This is a genomic window from Enterococcus sp. C50, assembly GCF_040887505.1.
GTDB classification, from domain to species: domain Bacteria; phylum Bacillota; class Bacilli; order Lactobacillales; family Enterococcaceae; genus Enterococcus_B; species Enterococcus_B thailandicus.
In genome coordinates this window covers 454,587-470,021 of sequence record NZ_JBFOFW010000001.1, presented here as the reverse complement: position 1 = coordinate 470,021, position 15,435 = coordinate 454,587, and the positions used below count along the sequence as shown (strand labels likewise).

General features: G+C 37.5%; 14 protein-coding genes and 1 riboswitch. Of the genes, 13 read left to right on the top strand and 1 reads right to left on the bottom strand.

Annotated features, from left to right (window positions below; all coding sequences use genetic code 11):
- The 6 genes from AB3I20_RS02065 to AB3I20_RS02040 all read left to right on the top strand — a co-directional run bounded on the left by AB3I20_RS02065 (position 1) and on the right by AB3I20_RS02040 (position 6,164).
- The gene (locus AB3I20_RS02065; protein ID WP_067484346.1) at positions 1–561 is read left to right on the top strand and encodes a HutD family protein; all 561 of its coding nucleotides are present in this window, start codon (positions 1–3) and stop codon (positions 559–561) included.
- 37 nt (positions 562–598) lie between these two features.
- Positions 599–1,969 (top strand): APC family permease, encoded by a 1,371-nt coding sequence (locus tag AB3I20_RS02060; protein ID WP_067484349.1) that lies wholly within the window; start codon positions 599–601, stop codon positions 1,967–1,969.
- Positions 1,970–2,011: 42 nt separating this feature from the next.
- Complete coding sequence (hutH, locus tag AB3I20_RS02055) at positions 2,012–3,565, top strand: histidine ammonia-lyase (RefSeq protein WP_067484351.1); 1,554 nt, start codon at positions 2,012–2,014, stop codon at positions 3,563–3,565.
- Positions 3,566–3,804: 239 nt separating this feature from the next.
- Complete coding sequence (locus tag AB3I20_RS02050; protein WP_067484353.1) at positions 3,805–4,683, top strand: YitT family protein; 879 nt, start codon at positions 3,805–3,807, stop codon at positions 4,681–4,683.
- A gap of 51 nt (positions 4,684–4,734) precedes the next feature.
- Positions 4,735–5,496 carry a formate/nitrite transporter family protein gene (locus tag AB3I20_RS02045; RefSeq protein ID WP_067484355.1) on the top strand — a complete coding sequence of 254 codons (762 nt, stop codon included), beginning with the start codon at positions 4,735–4,737 and terminating at the stop codon, positions 5,494–5,496.
- A gap of 9 nt (positions 5,497–5,505) precedes the next feature.
- Positions 5,506–5,604, top strand: a riboswitch (THF riboswitch).
- Between the two features lie 29 nt (positions 5,605–5,633).
- A complete protein-coding gene (locus AB3I20_RS02040; protein ID WP_067484358.1) occupies positions 5,634–6,164 on the top strand; it encodes a folate family ECF transporter S component in 531 nt (176 codons plus the stop codon).
- A 683-nt stretch (positions 6,165–6,847) separates the two neighbouring features.
- Here the strand turns inward: AB3I20_RS02040 and AB3I20_RS02035 are convergent.
- The gene (locus tag AB3I20_RS02035) at positions 6,848–7,012 is read right to left on the bottom strand and encodes an SPJ_0845 family protein (protein ID WP_086271020.1); all 165 of its coding nucleotides are present in this window, start codon (positions 7,010–7,012) and stop codon (positions 6,848–6,850) included.
- 133 nt (positions 7,013–7,145) lie between these two features.
- Here AB3I20_RS02035 and AB3I20_RS02030 point away from each other — a divergent pair, with 133 nt between their 5' ends.
- From AB3I20_RS02030 to AB3I20_RS02000, 7 genes are all read left to right on the top strand, one after another.
- Positions 7,146–8,474 carry a hypothetical protein gene (locus AB3I20_RS02030; RefSeq protein WP_067484361.1) on the top strand — a complete coding sequence of 443 codons (1,329 nt, stop codon included), beginning with the start codon at positions 7,146–7,148 and terminating at the stop codon, positions 8,472–8,474.
- A 10-nt stretch (positions 8,475–8,484) separates the two neighbouring features.
- Positions 8,485–8,673, top strand: coding sequence for a hypothetical protein (locus AB3I20_RS02025; protein WP_067484364.1), 189 nt, complete (start codon positions 8,485–8,487; stop codon positions 8,671–8,673).
- Positions 8,674–8,841: 168 nt separating this feature from the next.
- Positions 8,842–9,594 carry a DeoR/GlpR family DNA-binding transcription regulator gene (locus AB3I20_RS02020; protein ID WP_067484366.1) on the top strand — a complete coding sequence of 251 codons (753 nt, stop codon included), beginning with the start codon at positions 8,842–8,844 and terminating at the stop codon, positions 9,592–9,594.
- On the top strand, positions 9,591–10,505 hold the full coding sequence (gene pfkB, locus AB3I20_RS02015) for a 1-phosphofructokinase (protein ID WP_067484368.1): 915 nt from the start codon (positions 9,591–9,593) through the stop codon (positions 10,503–10,505). Before AB3I20_RS02020 ends, pfkB begins: the two co-directional genes overlap by 4 nt.
- A gap of 18 nt (positions 10,506–10,523) precedes the next feature.
- Positions 10,524–12,455 (top strand): fructose-specific PTS transporter subunit EIIC, encoded by a 1,932-nt coding sequence (locus AB3I20_RS02010; RefSeq protein WP_067484370.1) that lies wholly within the window; start codon positions 10,524–10,526, stop codon positions 12,453–12,455.
- Positions 12,456–12,665: 210 nt separating this feature from the next.
- Positions 12,666–14,891, top strand: a complete 2,226-nt coding sequence (locus AB3I20_RS02005) for a hypothetical protein (RefSeq protein ID WP_067484373.1) — start codon at positions 12,666–12,668, stop codon at positions 14,889–14,891.
- A complete protein-coding gene (locus tag AB3I20_RS02000; protein ID WP_231885448.1) occupies positions 14,888–15,415 on the top strand; it encodes a hypothetical protein in 528 nt (175 codons plus the stop codon). The genes AB3I20_RS02005 and AB3I20_RS02000 overlap by 4 nt, the downstream gene beginning before the upstream one ends.
- The last annotated feature ends 20 nt before the right edge of the window (positions 15,416–15,435 follow it).

The window sequence follows — 15,435 nt, the reverse complement described above, 5'->3', positions numbered from 1 at the left end:
ATGAATGTAGAACATTTTAGGAGTAGCCAATATCATCAATCAACTTGGAGTGGAGGAAAAACAACCGAGCTTTTCCTCTTTCCCCTGGAGGCAAATTATCAGCGGAGAGTATTTGATTATCGAATTTCTAGCGCCACGATTGAGGAACAGTATTCTATGTTTACTGTATTACCTGGATACAACCGACTTTTGATGCCACTTGAAGGAAGTGTCACACTGACGAATAGTGAACAAACGGTACGACTAGAAACGTTTGATGTAGGCGAATTTAACGGAGAACTTTCTACAACAAGTGTGGGGAAATGTGTTGACTTTAATTTAATTTATAAAAAATCCATGCAGGGAGAGATGAAGCGTGTTCAAACACATAATTCTCTATATTCAGTAGAAAAAGATTGTTATCTGTATTGTGTCGAACAATGTACAGTAAAAATAAAGCACGCTACTTATTTCTTGAAACAATCTGATAGTCTCGCGCTGACTGGAATAACAGAACGAACTGCGATAGAACTGTTACCAAAGGACGATGTCGTTAAACTAATTTATGTCAGTTGCAATTAGATTTGAATGAAAGCGCTTTAAGAAGAGGAGGGAAACCATGCAAAATGAGGAACAGATTCCGGAAATTTCAGACATTAAAGATCCAGAAGAATTTTCGAAGGGAGAAGAAAATGAAAAGTTCAGCCTGAGCGGTGCGACATTATATGGAATTAACGCGGTCATTGGTTCAGGAATTTTCTTACTTCCAAGGACGATCTATCAAGATTTAGGACCAGCATCACTAGTAGCGATACTTGTTGTCGTATTACTTGTGTTGATGCTTGCCGTTTGTTTTGCGGAAGTAGCAGGGTATTTTAGTAAAAATGGTGGGGCGTTTCAATATACAAAAGCAGCCTTTGGTGATTTTGTTGGATTTAACGTCGGAATTTTGGGCTGGTTTGTAACAATCATTGCCTGGGCTGCGATGGCTGCAGGATTTTCGAAATTATTAATTCAAACATTTCCAACATTAGAGGGACAAAATACCCTGATAAGTGTGCTATTGATTATCTTTTTATCAATAATCAACAGTATGGGGATTAAAACATCAAAGATTTTTACAATCACGATTACTATTGCAAAATTAATTCCAATTATTGCCTTTACTTTGATGAGTATTTTCTTTATAAAAAATGGGATTAATGCTGGAAACTTTACACCTTTTCTACAACTGAATCCTGATATGACCTTGTCTCAGGCGATGGCATCTACTTCACTAACTGTGTTTTACGCATTTATTGGATTTGAAGCTTTGCCAGTAGTTGCAGGGGAAATGCGAAATGCGAAGAAAAATGTACCAAAGGCAATTATCGGATCAATTAGCATTGTATCTATTTTGTATTTTATGATTATTGCTGGAACGATCGCGATGTTAGGCACAGGGATTCTTCAAAGTAATGCTCCAGTGCAGGATGCATTTGTTGAAATGGTAGGTCCGGCAGGAAAATGGATTATTTCAATTGGGGCATTAATTTCTATTGCTGGATTAAACATGGGGGATTCATTGATGATTCCACGTTATGGTGCTTCCATTTCAGACGAAGGATTATTGCCGAAAGTTATTGCAAAGAAAAATGCTAAAGGAGCACCGATTGTCGCCATTATTGTATCCGGGTTAATTACGATTGGCTTTTTATTAAGTGGTTCATTTGAACAATTGGCTGAATTGAGTGTGGTTTTCCGTTTCTTCCAATATATTCCTACAGCTTTGGCGCTGATTTGGCTTAGACGGAAAAAGATGGATACTGTACCAGCCTTTAAGCTACCTCTAGGACCGATTATCCCTGTTATCTCCATTGCGGTGAGTATTTGGATGGTAGCAGCAGCTAATCCATTCAACCTAATTGCTGGGTTAGTCGGAGTGATTGTTGCCAGTCTTCTCTATTTTGTGATCAATAAAGGAAGTAGACCTGGAACAACACCAGAGTAGAAATGTTGAATATAAGCGAATGAAAATTGGAGGATATTAGACATGAAAGCGGATGAAGAAACAATTATTTTAGATGGTAAAAGTTTGACATTGGAAGATGTGGTTGCCGTTGCAAGAAGAAATGTCCAAGTGAGCATCGCAGAAAGCGCAGAAGAAGCGGTCAACCGCTCTCGGAAAATCATTGACGACATCGTAACCGAAAAAAGAGTGGTATATGGGGTAAATACAGGGTTCGGTTCATTATGTAATGTGAGCATTTCCCAAGAAGACACAGCACAGCTACAAGAAAATCTTATTCGGACACACGCTGCTGGTTTTGGGGATCCTTTTGCAGAAGATGTCGTTCGTGCAATCTTGCTGATTCGCGTGAATTCACTTGTGAAAGGCTATTCTGGTATTCGATTAAGTACGGTAAAAGCACTGATGACCATGTTAAATAAAGGAGTTCATCCATTTATCCCAGAAAAAGGTTCACTAGGTGCTTCTGGAGATTTGGCGCCATTAGCACACATGGTGATGCCTTTACTCGGTCTTGGAAAAGCTTACTACAAAGGAGAATTATTGCCAGGTAAAGTGGCAATGGAGAAGGCTGGATTAGCCATTATTCAATTGAGTGCAAAAGAAGGTCTTGCATTCATTAATGGAACAACTGTTTTAACGGCTGTGGGTGCGCTAGCAACGTACGATTCAATCGAGTTGTTGAAACTTTCAGATATTGCAGGAGCACTTTCTTTAGAAGTACATGGAGGAATATCTAGCCCGTTTGAAGAAGACCTACACACCATTCGTCCACAAAGCGGACAGTTAGCAACTGCTAGAAACATTCGTCGGTTGATTGAAGGAAGTGGTTATATCACAGAGGCAACCCCTGATCATGTGCAAGATCCGTATACTTTACGCTGTATGCCACAAATCCATGGTGCTAGTAAAGATTCTGTCGCGTATGTGAAAGAGAAAGTTGAAATTGAGATTAACTCAGTGACCGATAATCCAATCATTACACGTGATGGAAAAGTAATTTCTGGTGGGAATTTCCACGGAGAACCAATGGCGCAACCATTTGATTTTCTAGGAATTGCCGTAGCTGAAATAGGGAATGTGTCTGAACGTCGTGTGGAACGATTAGTAAACAAACAACTAAGTAAACTCCCTTCGTTCTTAGTTAAATATCCTGGATTAAATTCCGGATTTATGATTACGCAATACGCTTGTGCTTCCTTAGTTTCTGAAAATAAAATCTTAGCACATCCAGCAAGTGTAGACTCTATCCCATCTTGTGAAAATCAAGAAGACTTTGTTAGTATGGGAACAACTGCTGCACGAACTGCCGCAGAAATCTTACTGAATTCTAGACGTGTGGTAGCAACTGAAATAATGGCGGCCTGTCAGGCAATAGATATCCGCGGTTATCAAGACAAACTAGGAAAAGGAACACAGGCTGCTTATCAAGCATTCCGCCAATTCGTGGCATTTATTGAACATGATAAAGAAATTGAAATGTATGAGGAATTAAACAAGGCAACAGAAGTCATGATTCATGGCGATTTATTATCTGCTGTAGAAAAAGAAGTAGATTTAGCTATTCAATTTAGCTAGTTGATTAACCAGATTGATGAGTGGAACCAGTAGAAAGAAAAGGTTGCTTCAGTCTTCTCTACTGGTTTACACTTTTTGTTTTCCTACAGCAGTGCATTCTTGAATGAGGAGGCTGACATATGAAATACCAAAAGCAAAAGAAAACAGCAGGTATTTGCTAGGTGAATCTGAAAAATGGCCATTTGTTGAAAATAAAGCACGTGAAGTCTTCAATGAGGAAATGAAGGAAGTGTAGCAGCATGTTTCAGGCAAAACAAGAAAAGTTTTGGCAAGATTTGGTAACAAAAGTAACTATCGCGTTAATCTATGCATTCTTATATTCGATAGCCCTTAACTTTTTTTGGCAACCGGGACATATTTATGCAGGCGGATTGACTGGGATTGCGCAAATTCTTTCTACTTTATTTGATCGAACTGGAGGATTTACGTTGTCTATTTCGGTTATCTATTATTTGTTGAATGTTCCGATGTTTATCTTAGCATGGGTTAAGATAAATAAAAAATTTGTCTTTTTTACAGTAATCTCTGTAACTTTTGCTTCTTTTGCTATTTCAATGGTTCCAACGGTTTCGCTAACGAATGACCCCATCATTTGTGCTATTTTTGGTGGAGTTATCAATGGATTTTCTTTAGGTTTAGCATTGAAATATGGAATTGCTACCGGAGGAATGGATGCACTTATTATTACACTTAGACAACATACTGGACGAAGTGTTGGTGCAATCTCAATGGGAATTAACGGGCTAATTATTTTGACTGCAGGTTATCTGTTTGGCTGGCCTTATGCATTTTATAGTTTGCTTGCTATTTTTGTCAGTGGAAAGGTAACTGATTTAGTCTATGTCAAGCATCAAAAAGTTCAAGTTATGGTGATTACGCAACAGCCAAACCACGTCATCCCAGAATTACAAAAGGTTTTGAAGCGGGGAATTACGGTCATTCCCCAAGGATATGGTGCTTATGATTATCGTGCCCAAACAATTTTGATTACAGTCATTACTTTTTATGAGATGGAGCTTTTAGCAAAAATCATGAAAGAAGTTGATCCAAAAGCGTTTGTTAGTGTCTCGCAAGACATTAAAATTCTAAGTCACTTTGAAGAATTAGATATATTATAAATGAATCATTAAAATGGAAAATCAGTTTTTGAAGGTTGAGGAGATAGGTCGATGTTAAATCCAAATGAAATTCTACAACACAGTATTCGGGTGGGGAGTCAAAAAATTGAAAAAACTCTTTTAGCAAAGCTAATCTTGGGGTTCATCGGGGGTGCAATGATTTCATTGGGATATCTGGCATATTTTCGTGTATCTGCATCAATTTCTGTTGAGTTCCCAAGCCTTGCAAGTCTGGTGGGAGCAAGTGTGTTTCCAGTTGGACTGATTGTCATCTTATTAGCAGGTGGTGAATTAGTCACAGGAAATATGATGGCAGTTAGCTGTGCATTTTTTGCAAAAAAAGTGACGCTAAAGGAATTAATAAGTAATTGGGGAGTCATTACACTTGCGAATATTGTGGGTGCCATTTTTGTCGCCTATTTTTTTGGTCACTTTGTCGGGTTAACTCACACCGGTGTTTTTCAAGAACAAGTAATCAGTGTTGCCCAGCATAAAGTAGAGAGTTCATTTTTTCAAGCTTTTGTTTCAGGTATTGGCTGTAACTGGTTTGTGGGTCTTGCTTTATGGTTAGGTTATGGAGCAAAGGATACAGCTGGGAAAATTTTAGGGATCTGGTTTCCGGTGATGGTTTTTGTCGCCATTGGATTTCAACACAGTGTGGCAAATGCGTTTGTCATTCCAGCAGCCATTTTTGAAAGCAGTGGGACTTGGCTGGACTTTATTCAGAACTTTATTCCCGTTTATTTAGGAAATATTGTTGGCGGATCTGCATTTGTTTCCGGATTCTACTATCTAAGTTATACTCATCATTAAATAAAAAATAACAGAGTAGAGGACAAAGCGTTAAGTGTCATAAGAGATGGGATGTTGCTCTATGAACGAAGAATAAGTATTCGCGGTTTTGCCCTCGCATTCGCTGCATGAATTTTTGTGTAGCAGCTCTAGAGGAGATGCTCGTAATGAATAAATTAAATGTACACGCTCTGACAACCATTAGTTTACTAATTGCTCTGATGGTTCTATTGTCTCAAGTATTTGGCTTTGAAACACAGTTAATAAAAATAACCTTTGATTTTATCCCTGAAGTAGTTATGGCGTCTCTGTTTGGTCCTTTTTGGACGGGCGTAGGTGCGTCTGTTGCAGATATCATAGGAAATACTTTGTTAGGTAAAGCGCCATTCTTTATCGGCTTTACACTTAACGCATTTATTGGTGGCTGTGTCTATGGTTTCTTCTTTTATAAAAAAAGTGTCACACTTAAAAATGCCTTTTTTTGTGTGTTGGTGAACACCTTGATTATTAGCCTGTTTTTGACACCATTATGGCTGTCCATCATGTATGATATTCCTTTCACGGATGGAAAACTTTGGGCCGTTCGTTTAATCAAAGCAGTTGTGATGTTGCCAATTCAAACGAGTCTTATCTTCTTCTTTGGTAATGCCATTCCAATAAGAATAATTGGTAAGCGATTCGTTTCGTAAAAAATAGAATGAATGACACTTCGTAAGCGTAGATACCTTAGATGAATGCCTGTCTTTTAAGCCAAATTCTTTGGCTGATCTTACTTATCGTATAGAAAGCATGTATCAAAATTCTGGTAGCTACTCTTTTTGTTTTGATTCTTTTGTATTAGAGTGCAGGAGAAGACGTTTGAGAAAAATAAAATTTCTTTTATCGTCAGAAAGGGCATGAAAAAATAGGAACTTACTTCGAGGTCACTCATCGATATAGCTGATTTGGATAGGCGCTGTATCGAGGATGACTATACTTTCCTATCAATTAGCTATATCGTTTTTATTCAATAGATGAATAGATGGGTGAGGAGATATAGTGATGGACAATAAAGAAAAATTAATCAATTGGAAAAAAAGTGAAGAGAATCAAAAAAATTCAAGATTGGGATTTTTCTTATCTTGAACGATGAGCGACAATTTTTTTAAAAATAGAAGAAACTTTCTTCAGAGAAAATGAGCACAAAAAAATAGGACCCGAATAAAAAGATGATTTCGATTTTCTAACAGAAAATTGAAATCATCTTTTTTGAATCAACGAATGCTGTTTCTATCATTTAATCGTTTCTTTATGTAAACCGAATCAGTCAGAAATAAGTTTCTTTTGTTTCGACTTCCATTGACTAAAAAAAGCGATAGCTTCTTTTTTGTTTTTACTTCTTTGGTTTAGCAGCTTTGTTCGCTTTTTTTGTGTCAGGAGTTTCTGGTTTTAAAAAACGGTTGATCTCTTCGTTAGAAGCTACTTTTTTCTCTGGATCCACTGCAAATGACTCGAAAAGTTTGTCGAGATTATCTGTACGTTCGAATTTTAGTCCCATTTTTATCACCTCATTGATAGTGTACCATGTAATTCTTAAAAATCTACTATATTTTATGAAGTCGAAAAATTTTGGTTTTTGGCGTTTGTTAGTTATAATTAGATTATAAAAAGATTTGAAAGAGGTGAGAAAAATGTTTGGCGAAGAAAAACTATTGATGACTATCCAGATGAACCACCTAGAGGAACGTGACAAAATCCAAGAAATAACTGATTGGGGTATACTTATTCGTTTATTGATCCAGCCGACATTTTTTCGACCTTTTCATGAAGCAACTGAATCCTTTCATTTGAAAAAATTTCAATTGGCATTGGAGTTAGCGGTAGAGAATGAACAAATTTTTTTCATAGTTGGAAACGAAGAAAATGAATGCAGCTTTCATTATGAAAATCAGCAACTATTAATTAAAAATGTGATTGATAAACAAGTCTTTAATGAAAAAGAAGCATTGATTCATGACTATCTTCGTATGAAAATGGCAACTCATGGTGTATTTGCTTATTTACGTGCCTATAGCGAATTCTTGGCACATAATACAAAAGAAATTGAGCGACGAACATTATTTGAGACACAAGAAGAAATTGGTAGCCTTCCTAAGATGAAAGGGCAGGAAGGTGAAGTGATCGTTGATTGTAATCATTTTGCTGGCTATGATTTATTTTATCGCGGCTTGTGCCTGACTTCTTGTTGGGAGATGTATTACAGTGCGGCTTACTTCAAAGTTATTCCAAAACCAATTTTTCTTGATGTTCAGCAAGTGGAAAGTATTACTGAACTAGAGAATCAGGTATTGAAGATCCAGCTTTACAAAAATCCATTTAATTGGCGAAAAAAAGAGAATCTTCGTTTTCAAGCTTATTATCGTGACCAGTTAGGTTTTGATCACTTGGCTTGGGATAACGGTGTTGGCTTACTGAAAGAACCATTTATTGAATATGCATACACTGATCGAGTAATCCAGTCCGTCCAGTATCAAAATCAAAATATGCAACCTGTACCAAAAAAAGCTGCGACTTTCTTTGTCACAAGAAGCTATGATATCGAACAAAATCAGTATCGTGAACGTCGTGTAAAAGGAGCGTTAAATGCGCAAGCTTATTTTCCTTGGGTTGATGAAAACCGTGCGCAAATGATGTGTTACAAAATGATTGATCCAACTGTCGCAATGGACGAAGGAATTCAAGCCTATTGCTATTACATTCGTGAATATTTGGAAGTAGAAGTCCAAGATGAAAAGTATCAAGATTATCAAGTGGTTTTGAGATTATATGTACCACCTGAAGCTTTAGCGAATTTACCAATTGCTGAAATGAAGCAGCAATTAACAGATATCCAAATAAGCCGACAGAAAAAGAAAAAAGGAACCATCTTCTTTGATTTGAAAAAAGGGGACAATCATTTAAGGGTCGTTTTCTTAGATTATCGTAAATTAGAAGCATTAACAACTATACAGAGAGCATGAGGTGGAAAAAATGGATAAAAAATTATATTATCGTGTGATGGGTCCGACAGTCGTATTAGCTGCATTGGTTTTATTTATCCCAAATTTCTCAATTCGTTCGTTGGTTGGCTTTTTGATTATGTTTTCTGGCTTGGGTATGTATTACCGATTATCAAGAAAAGTGAAAGTTCAAGCAATTTATACCAAGAAAGACCAATAAAGAATAGTAACGTTAGGAGAGTTATCTGTAGGATGACTCTCTTTTTTTCGGTTTTTTTCAAAAAATGTGCTGATTGAACGTTTTAGAAGTATAGTGATTGTTTTTGGATGTTTTGTGTTGCAAGCAAATAATTATTATGTTAATATTTGTCGTGAGGAGGTTGTGGAAATGCTTACAGAAGAACGCAGACAGAAAATTTTAGACTTGTTAGAGCAACACAAAATTGTTAAATCGCAAGATCTTGTAACCTTGTTAGATGCATCTGAGTCCACTATTCGCCGTGATTTACAAGAGTTGGAGAACGAAGGTTTTTTAGAAAGAATTCATGGTGGTGCAAAAAAAGAGCAGCTTTTAGGATTTGAACAAGCGATGAGTGAAAAAACGCTCAAAAACGTTCAAGAAAAACAACAAATTGCTCGTTTATCCGCTGATTTGATTGAACCAGATGATGTCATCTATCTGGATGCTGGCTCAACGACGTTGGAAATGATCCCGTTTTTACAAGGAAAAAATGTGACGGTTGTTACCAATTCAGTCAAGCATGCTGCTAACTTAGTTGATTTACAAATACCAACGATTATCCTTGGCGGCCAAGTCAAGCTATCTACTAATGCGGTATTGGGTTCAAGTAGTGTGGAACAGTTGAGTGCATTTCATTTTAACAAGGCGTTTATGGGAATGAACGGCGCGCACTTGGTTCAAGGATTTACAACCCCTGACCCAGAAGAAGCAGCACTTAAGCGAATTGCGATGAGACAATCCGAAGAAGCATTTGTCTTGATTGATCAAACTAAGTTTAACAAGCTATCTTTTACTTCTGTTGCTCCTTTAGCGGCAGCCACAATCGTAACCGAGCGTTGTCCATTAGAATTTGTCGCAGATTATCGTGACCTGACAACAATTAAGGAGGCTATTCAATGATTTACACAGTAACACTTAATCCATCAATTGACTTTATTGTTCGTGTGGATGGATTAAAATTAGGCGACTTGAATCGCATGACAGAAGATTTTAAATTACCAGGTGGCAAAGGAATCAACGTTTCTCGTATCTTGAAACGAATCGATTCAAACTCAACTGCTCTTGGCTTTCTAGGCGGCTTTACCGGAGAATTTATCTCTGATTGGTTGAAGAAAGAACAAATTCATACTTTGTTTACCAAAGTCCATGAAGATACACGTATCAATATCAAATTGAAATCAGATGCTGAAACAGAAATTAACGGCTTAGGTCCAGTTATCTCTAATGAAGAAATCAATGAATTGAAACAAGCATTGAGTACGGTTGAAGCAGGCGATATTGTCGTGTTATCTGGAAGTACACCTGCAAGTCTTAGAAAAGGTTTTTATCAAGAGTTGATTGAAATCATCCGTGACAAAGGTGCTGATTTTGTGATTGATACTACGGGAGAGGATTTAAAAAATGCTCTTTCAAAAGAACCATTATTAATCAAACCAAATAACCATGAGTTAGCAGAGTTGTATCAAACTAATTTTGAATCAGTTGAAGATATCATTCCTTATGGCCGTAAGTTATTGGCAGAAGGTGCGCAAAATGTATTAATCTCAATGGCTGGCGATGGTGCCTTATTATTTACTAAGGAAGGTGCCTACCAATCGAATGTTTTAGTACGCCCTTTGAAAAACTCAGTTGGTGCCGGAGATTCGATGATTGCTGGATTTATTGGCTCATTTAGCAAACATCATGATGCAGTCGAAGCTTTCAAATGGGGCGTTGCTTGCGGAAGTGCAACAGCGTTCTCTGATGACTTAGCTTCTCGTGAAATGATTGATTCACTATTACCTGAAGTTGAAATTACAAAAATCGACTAAATTTTAAGGAGGATAACCATGAATATTAAAGATTTGATGATCAAAGAAGCAATGATCATGGATTTGCAAGCAACTGATAAAGCAGGTGCTATTGATGAAATGGTCCAAAAAATGTATGATGCTGGCCGTATTTCAGATATTGACACATATAAACAAGGGATTTTGGCGCGTGAAGCTCAAACATCAACAGGTCTAGGTGATGGAATTGCAATGCCGCATGCAAAAAATGCGGCAGTTAAAGAAGCAACAGTTTTATTTGCAAAAAGTAAGGCTGGCGTTGACTATGAAGCACTCGATGGTCAACCAACTTATCTATTTTTCATGATTGCTGCTCCAGAAGGCGCAAATGATACTCACTTGCAAGCTTTAGCGGCATTATCACGTTTGTTGATCAATCCGGATTTTGTGGCAAAACTAAAAGAAGTTCAAACACCTGATGAAGTGCAAGAACTTTTCCAAACAGCTGAGGACGAAAAAGAAGCAGAAGAAAAAGCAGAACAAGCTGCCCAACAAATTGAAGCGTTAACTGATTCAGACCGAAAATTTGTCGTAGCTGTGACAGCTTGCCCAACCGGAATCGCGCATACGTACATGGCAGAAGATGCTTTGAAGAAAAAAGCAAAAGAGATGGGCGTAGATATCAAAGTTGAAACAAATGGTTCTGAAGGAATTAAAAATCGTTTGACTGCAGAAGATATTGCACGTGCAGATGGCGTAATCGTTGCAGCAGATAAAAAGGTTGAGATGAATCGCTTTGATGGGAAAAAATTAGTTAACCGTCCTGTAAGTGATGGTATTCGTAAATCAGAAGAATTAATCAATCTTGCTGTTGAAGGAAATGCACCTGTTTTCCATGGCGATAGTAAAAATGATTCATCAGATGAAGGAAATGCTGATGGAACAATCGGTCAACGAATCTATAAAGATTTGATGAACGGTGTTTCGCATATGCTTCCATTTGTAATCGGTGGTGGGATTGCGATTGCACTTTCCTTCATGATTGACCAATTTATGGGTGTACCACAAGATCAATTGGCAAACTTGGGGAATTACAATCAAATGGCAAGCTGGTTCAACCAAATTGGACAAGCGGCATTTGGTTTCATGTTGCCAGTTTTAGCTGGGTTTATTGCATCAAGTATTGGTGATCGCCCTGGATTGGTTGTTGGTTTTGCTGCAGGCGCATTAGCTAATGCTGGTGGAGCTGGTTTCTTAGGTGCATTGATTGGTGGTTTCTTGGCTGGTTATGTCATTGTCTTCTTACGTAAAGTTTTCAAGAACTTACCAAAATCATTGGATGGAATCAAAACGATTTTATTCTACCCAGTCTTTGGACTATTGATTACTGGTTTCTTGATGTTGATGGTCAATGTGCCAATGAAAGCAATCAATGATGGATTGAATGGTTTCTTGACAAGTATGAGTGGTTCAAATGCTGCGTTACTTGGGGCTTTGTTAGCTGGAATGATGGCTGCTGACCTTGGTGGACCAATCAACAAAGCAGCTTACGTGTTTGGTACAGCAACGCTTGCAACAACTGTCGCAACTGGTGGTAGTGTCGTTATGGCATCTGTTATGGCAGGTGGGATGGTTCCACCATTAGCAATTTTCGTTGCAACTGTGTTATTCAGAAATAAATTTAGTAAAGCAGATCAAGATGCTGGTTTAACAAACATTGTGATGGGGCTATCCTTTGTAACAGAAGGTTCAATTCCGTTTGCTGCTGCTGACCCAGTTCGTGCAATTCCAAGCTTCATCGTAGGTTCTGCTTTAACTGGTGGTTTAGTTGGCGCTTTTGGTATCAAATTATTAGCACCACATGGTGGAATTTTTGTTGTCTTCCTACTTAGTCATCCTGTATTGTACCTAGTCTTTATTGCAATTGGTGCAGTTGTTTCAGGTGTAATTTATGGATTATTAAGAAAAGCACCAGAAGCTGTTGAAGCTTAATTTTAGATAGATAAATAACGAAAACTTCTTGTCACTCTTTCTTGGAGAGGGTGATGAGAGGTTTTTTTGTTTGAAGAAATAACAGAAAGTAGCCGATAAATGTTTGACCTTGTAAAATGCAAATAGTATCATATCATTATAATGATAAAATTTATCATGCAAAATTAACTTTTTTCATATATTAATTAAAATAAAATGGGAGAACTGGATATGGGATGGGGAAAATGGACGGTTTGTTGGCTGATGTTAATTTGTTTGTATACAATGCCGATAAAAGAAATAACTGCAGATGAACTGGAAAAAACCACAGATGCAGATGGGCAAGTGGCATCTTTGACGGAAAGTAGTTCAGAGGTACCGCTTTTGAATGTAGCGGAGCAAAGTCATTCTTCATCTGAATTAAAAAATGATGAAATTATAAATGCAGAAACGTCAGATGAAACAGTTGATAAGGTAGAAAGTAGTGCCGAGAAAACTATTTCGTCTAGTGAAACAAAAAATCAGTTGATTCCTTTTGCGTTAATAGGCGAAGGAACGGTCACAAATCCTTACACTGCTGGGACTGTGGGTGAGTTGAAAGACGTACTGACAGCAATCAAAAATGATGTTGGTACAGGAACCTACTATCTTAATTTAACGGAAAATATTGTTTATTCAGGTGCAGATGTATTTGAGATTTACAAAAGTGTTGAAATTAATGGTCAAGGAAACTATATGCTATATGAAAACAGCTCGAGTACCACTGAAGCGAATGTGGGCTATCGAATAAAAGTTTCAGGTTTACAAGTCAAAATAAAAAATCTGAATTTTGGGAGCTCGACTTTGACAGATGATAAAGGAAACGTATATGGCAATCAAAGCTATTATGGAATTATTGGTGCAGGAGGTTCGTCTGCGATTCAATTTGATGCAACATTAGAAAACGTGAATTACTATGGAAAAACTGGTGCGCAACCTCTGCTGACGTGGAACACAGAATCCACTTTCACGATGATGGGGGAGAATCATTTTAAGAGTGAGGTTGGTAGCAATAGTCAAGAGTTTATGGAAGGGTACAACCTGTTCTTTGCCAAAGGATCAAAGACAACAATTGACCATCAGACAAGTGCAAGCTCGAGTTTGCTTTATGGTTATGGTACAGGAGGTTCTGGCGATAGAAAGATGCGAGTAACCCTTGAAGAAGATGCTGAAGTGGACTTTACTTCAAGTAAAACGTATTTCACATATGGTTCCAATGGATTGATTCTAACTATTGGCAAAGGAGCAGAGTTTTTCTATACACAAACGGATAATAAGGCACTCACTTTCACAAATACTAGCTCTGCAAGCGCAGAAATCAACGCACAAAAAGATTCGCAAATGACTGTACTGAGTGGTGGAAGAATCACTTCATCTGGAGCGATTACGATGAATGTCAATGAACCGAATTGGCTACGATTTAAGAATACTACCACGACGGGATTATTCAATAAAAATGTGACGTTTAATCGTTTAGATGGAAATGTTGGTGAAATTGGAGGCTATCAGTTCAATTATTTAAGTGCATCTCAGGAGTTATTGAAAAAAGAAGTAGCAGGAGCATCCACTTTAACATTAGCAGATAATTATTTTGAAAATCCGTCACTAAAACAAGCGATTTACCAGAAAAAAATCAAAATAATAGATTGGGAAAGTTTTTCAGATGTAGATGTTGGGAGAAGTAACTTAATAACAACGATTAAGGATTACGATCCTTCTGAACGAACGTTAACCAACAACACATTTAAATTAAGCAAAGAACGCCTATGGACGGGTGATGAAATCAAGAATGAAACGGCGCAACAAGAAATTGAAGACGCGACAGATGAAACGCAAGGTATGGTAACAAGTGAAACTTCAGCAAGTTCAACGTGGCATGTGGAAGAGTTAATATCAGGTTCTTATTATGTCTATGTAAAGATTTCTGGAACAATCAATGAAGACCCAGAACTCCAAATTTTTGCTAGCGAAAGTTTGTGGGTAGAAAAAGAGGTGGAGATTGCAAAAAGTCCGCTGAGTGTCGAGGTTCCTTTGGAGTTGCTTTTTCAAGTGAGGGAAGTGGGTGCGTTTGACACCAAGGAATCCGCTCAACCAATTTTAAGTGAGAGCAACTATCCCATTGATTTTACTATTGATTCTGTTCAAGATCTTTCTGTAGAGTCACCAATTACGTTAGTTGATCAAGTAACAGCAGGAGAAAGCAACCAATTACGACTTCAGTTGGCAGCTACCAATGACACTATATTAGGACCATTAATAGTAGGAGAAAATACTGTCGATTCCTTAACGATAGCACCATTTTTAACTGAGCCACTTGGTATCTATTTAAAAGGAGAGTATTCAGGCCCGATTTTTAAAAAATATGATACAAACTATACATTTACTTATAGTTTGACACCTCAAGGAGAGTCAAAATGATCGAAAAGACCGAAACGAATAAAATGAAAAGACGAATGATTATCTTGATTGTCTTGGGAGTGCTACTCGCAAGCTGGTTCATTTATCGTCAATATTTCCAAGTGAAACCAGAAACGACAACGGTTGTCAGCGGTGAGTTTTTACCTGCAGAAAAAGACGCACAAAAAATATCTGACAAAGAGCTAAAAAAACTTGCGCAAAAAGCCGTAGATAGAAGTAAATTTAATTTGATGATTTCGCCAGAAGCGAAAATTGACGAACAAACATTACAAGGAAAATTGATGATTAAAAATTCCATCCAAAACAATTATCCAATCAATGTTGAGATTCGAGAAAAGCATACGAATAAACTTGTTTATACTTCCGGGGCAATTCAACCTGGGTATGAAATAAAAGATGTCACCTTAGAGCAGACATTAACAAAGGGGGAGTATCCGTCAGTTGCATTATTCAGTTTGTATGATCCAGAGACAAACGAAAAAAAGGGGCAAGTTGCCGCTGGAATTACATTAACAGTTGAATGATTGAAAAGGAGAAGGAAGAA

Bases quoted from the DNA above. Each gene is read 5' to 3' on its own strand.
- AB3I20_RS02005 (WP_067484373.1), top strand. From the start codon at position 12,666: ATGGGATGGGGAAAATGGACGGTTTGTTGGCTGATGTTAATTTGTTTG.
- AB3I20_RS02020 (WP_067484366.1), top strand. From the start codon at position 8,842: ATGCTTACAGAAGAACGCAGACAGAAAATTTTAGACTTGTTAGAGCAA.
- AB3I20_RS02025 (WP_067484364.1), top strand. From the start codon at position 8,485: ATGGATAAAAAATTATATTATCGTGTGATGGGTCCGACAGTCGTATTA.
- AB3I20_RS02045 (WP_067484355.1), top strand. From the start codon at position 4,735: ATGTTAAATCCAAATGAAATTCTACAACACAGTATTCGGGTGGGGAGT.
- AB3I20_RS02050 (WP_067484353.1), top strand. From the start codon at position 3,805: ATGTTTCAGGCAAAACAAGAAAAGTTTTGGCAAGATTTGGTAACAAAA.
- AB3I20_RS02035 (WP_086271020.1), bottom strand. From the start codon at position 7,012: ATGGGACTAAAATTCGAACGTACAGATAATCTCGACAAACTTTTCGAG.
- AB3I20_RS02040 (WP_067484358.1), top strand. From the start codon at position 5,634: ATGCTCGTAATGAATAAATTAAATGTACACGCTCTGACAACCATTAGT.
- AB3I20_RS02010 (WP_067484370.1), top strand. From the start codon at position 10,524: ATGAATATTAAAGATTTGATGATCAAAGAAGCAATGATCATGGATTTG.
- hutH (WP_067484351.1), top strand. From the start codon at position 2,012: ATGAAAGCGGATGAAGAAACAATTATTTTAGATGGTAAAAGTTTGACA.
- pfkB (WP_067484368.1), top strand. From the start codon at position 9,591: ATGATTTACACAGTAACACTTAATCCATCAATTGACTTTATTGTTCGT.
- AB3I20_RS02030 (WP_067484361.1), top strand. From the start codon at position 7,146: ATGTTTGGCGAAGAAAAACTATTGATGACTATCCAGATGAACCACCTA.
- AB3I20_RS02000 (WP_231885448.1), top strand. From the start codon at position 14,888: ATGATCGAAAAGACCGAAACGAATAAAATGAAAAGACGAATGATTATC.
- AB3I20_RS02065 (WP_067484346.1), top strand. From the start codon at position 1: ATGAATGTAGAACATTTTAGGAGTAGCCAATATCATCAATCAACTTGG.
- AB3I20_RS02060 (WP_067484349.1), top strand. From the start codon at position 599: ATGCAAAATGAGGAACAGATTCCGGAAATTTCAGACATTAAAGATCCA.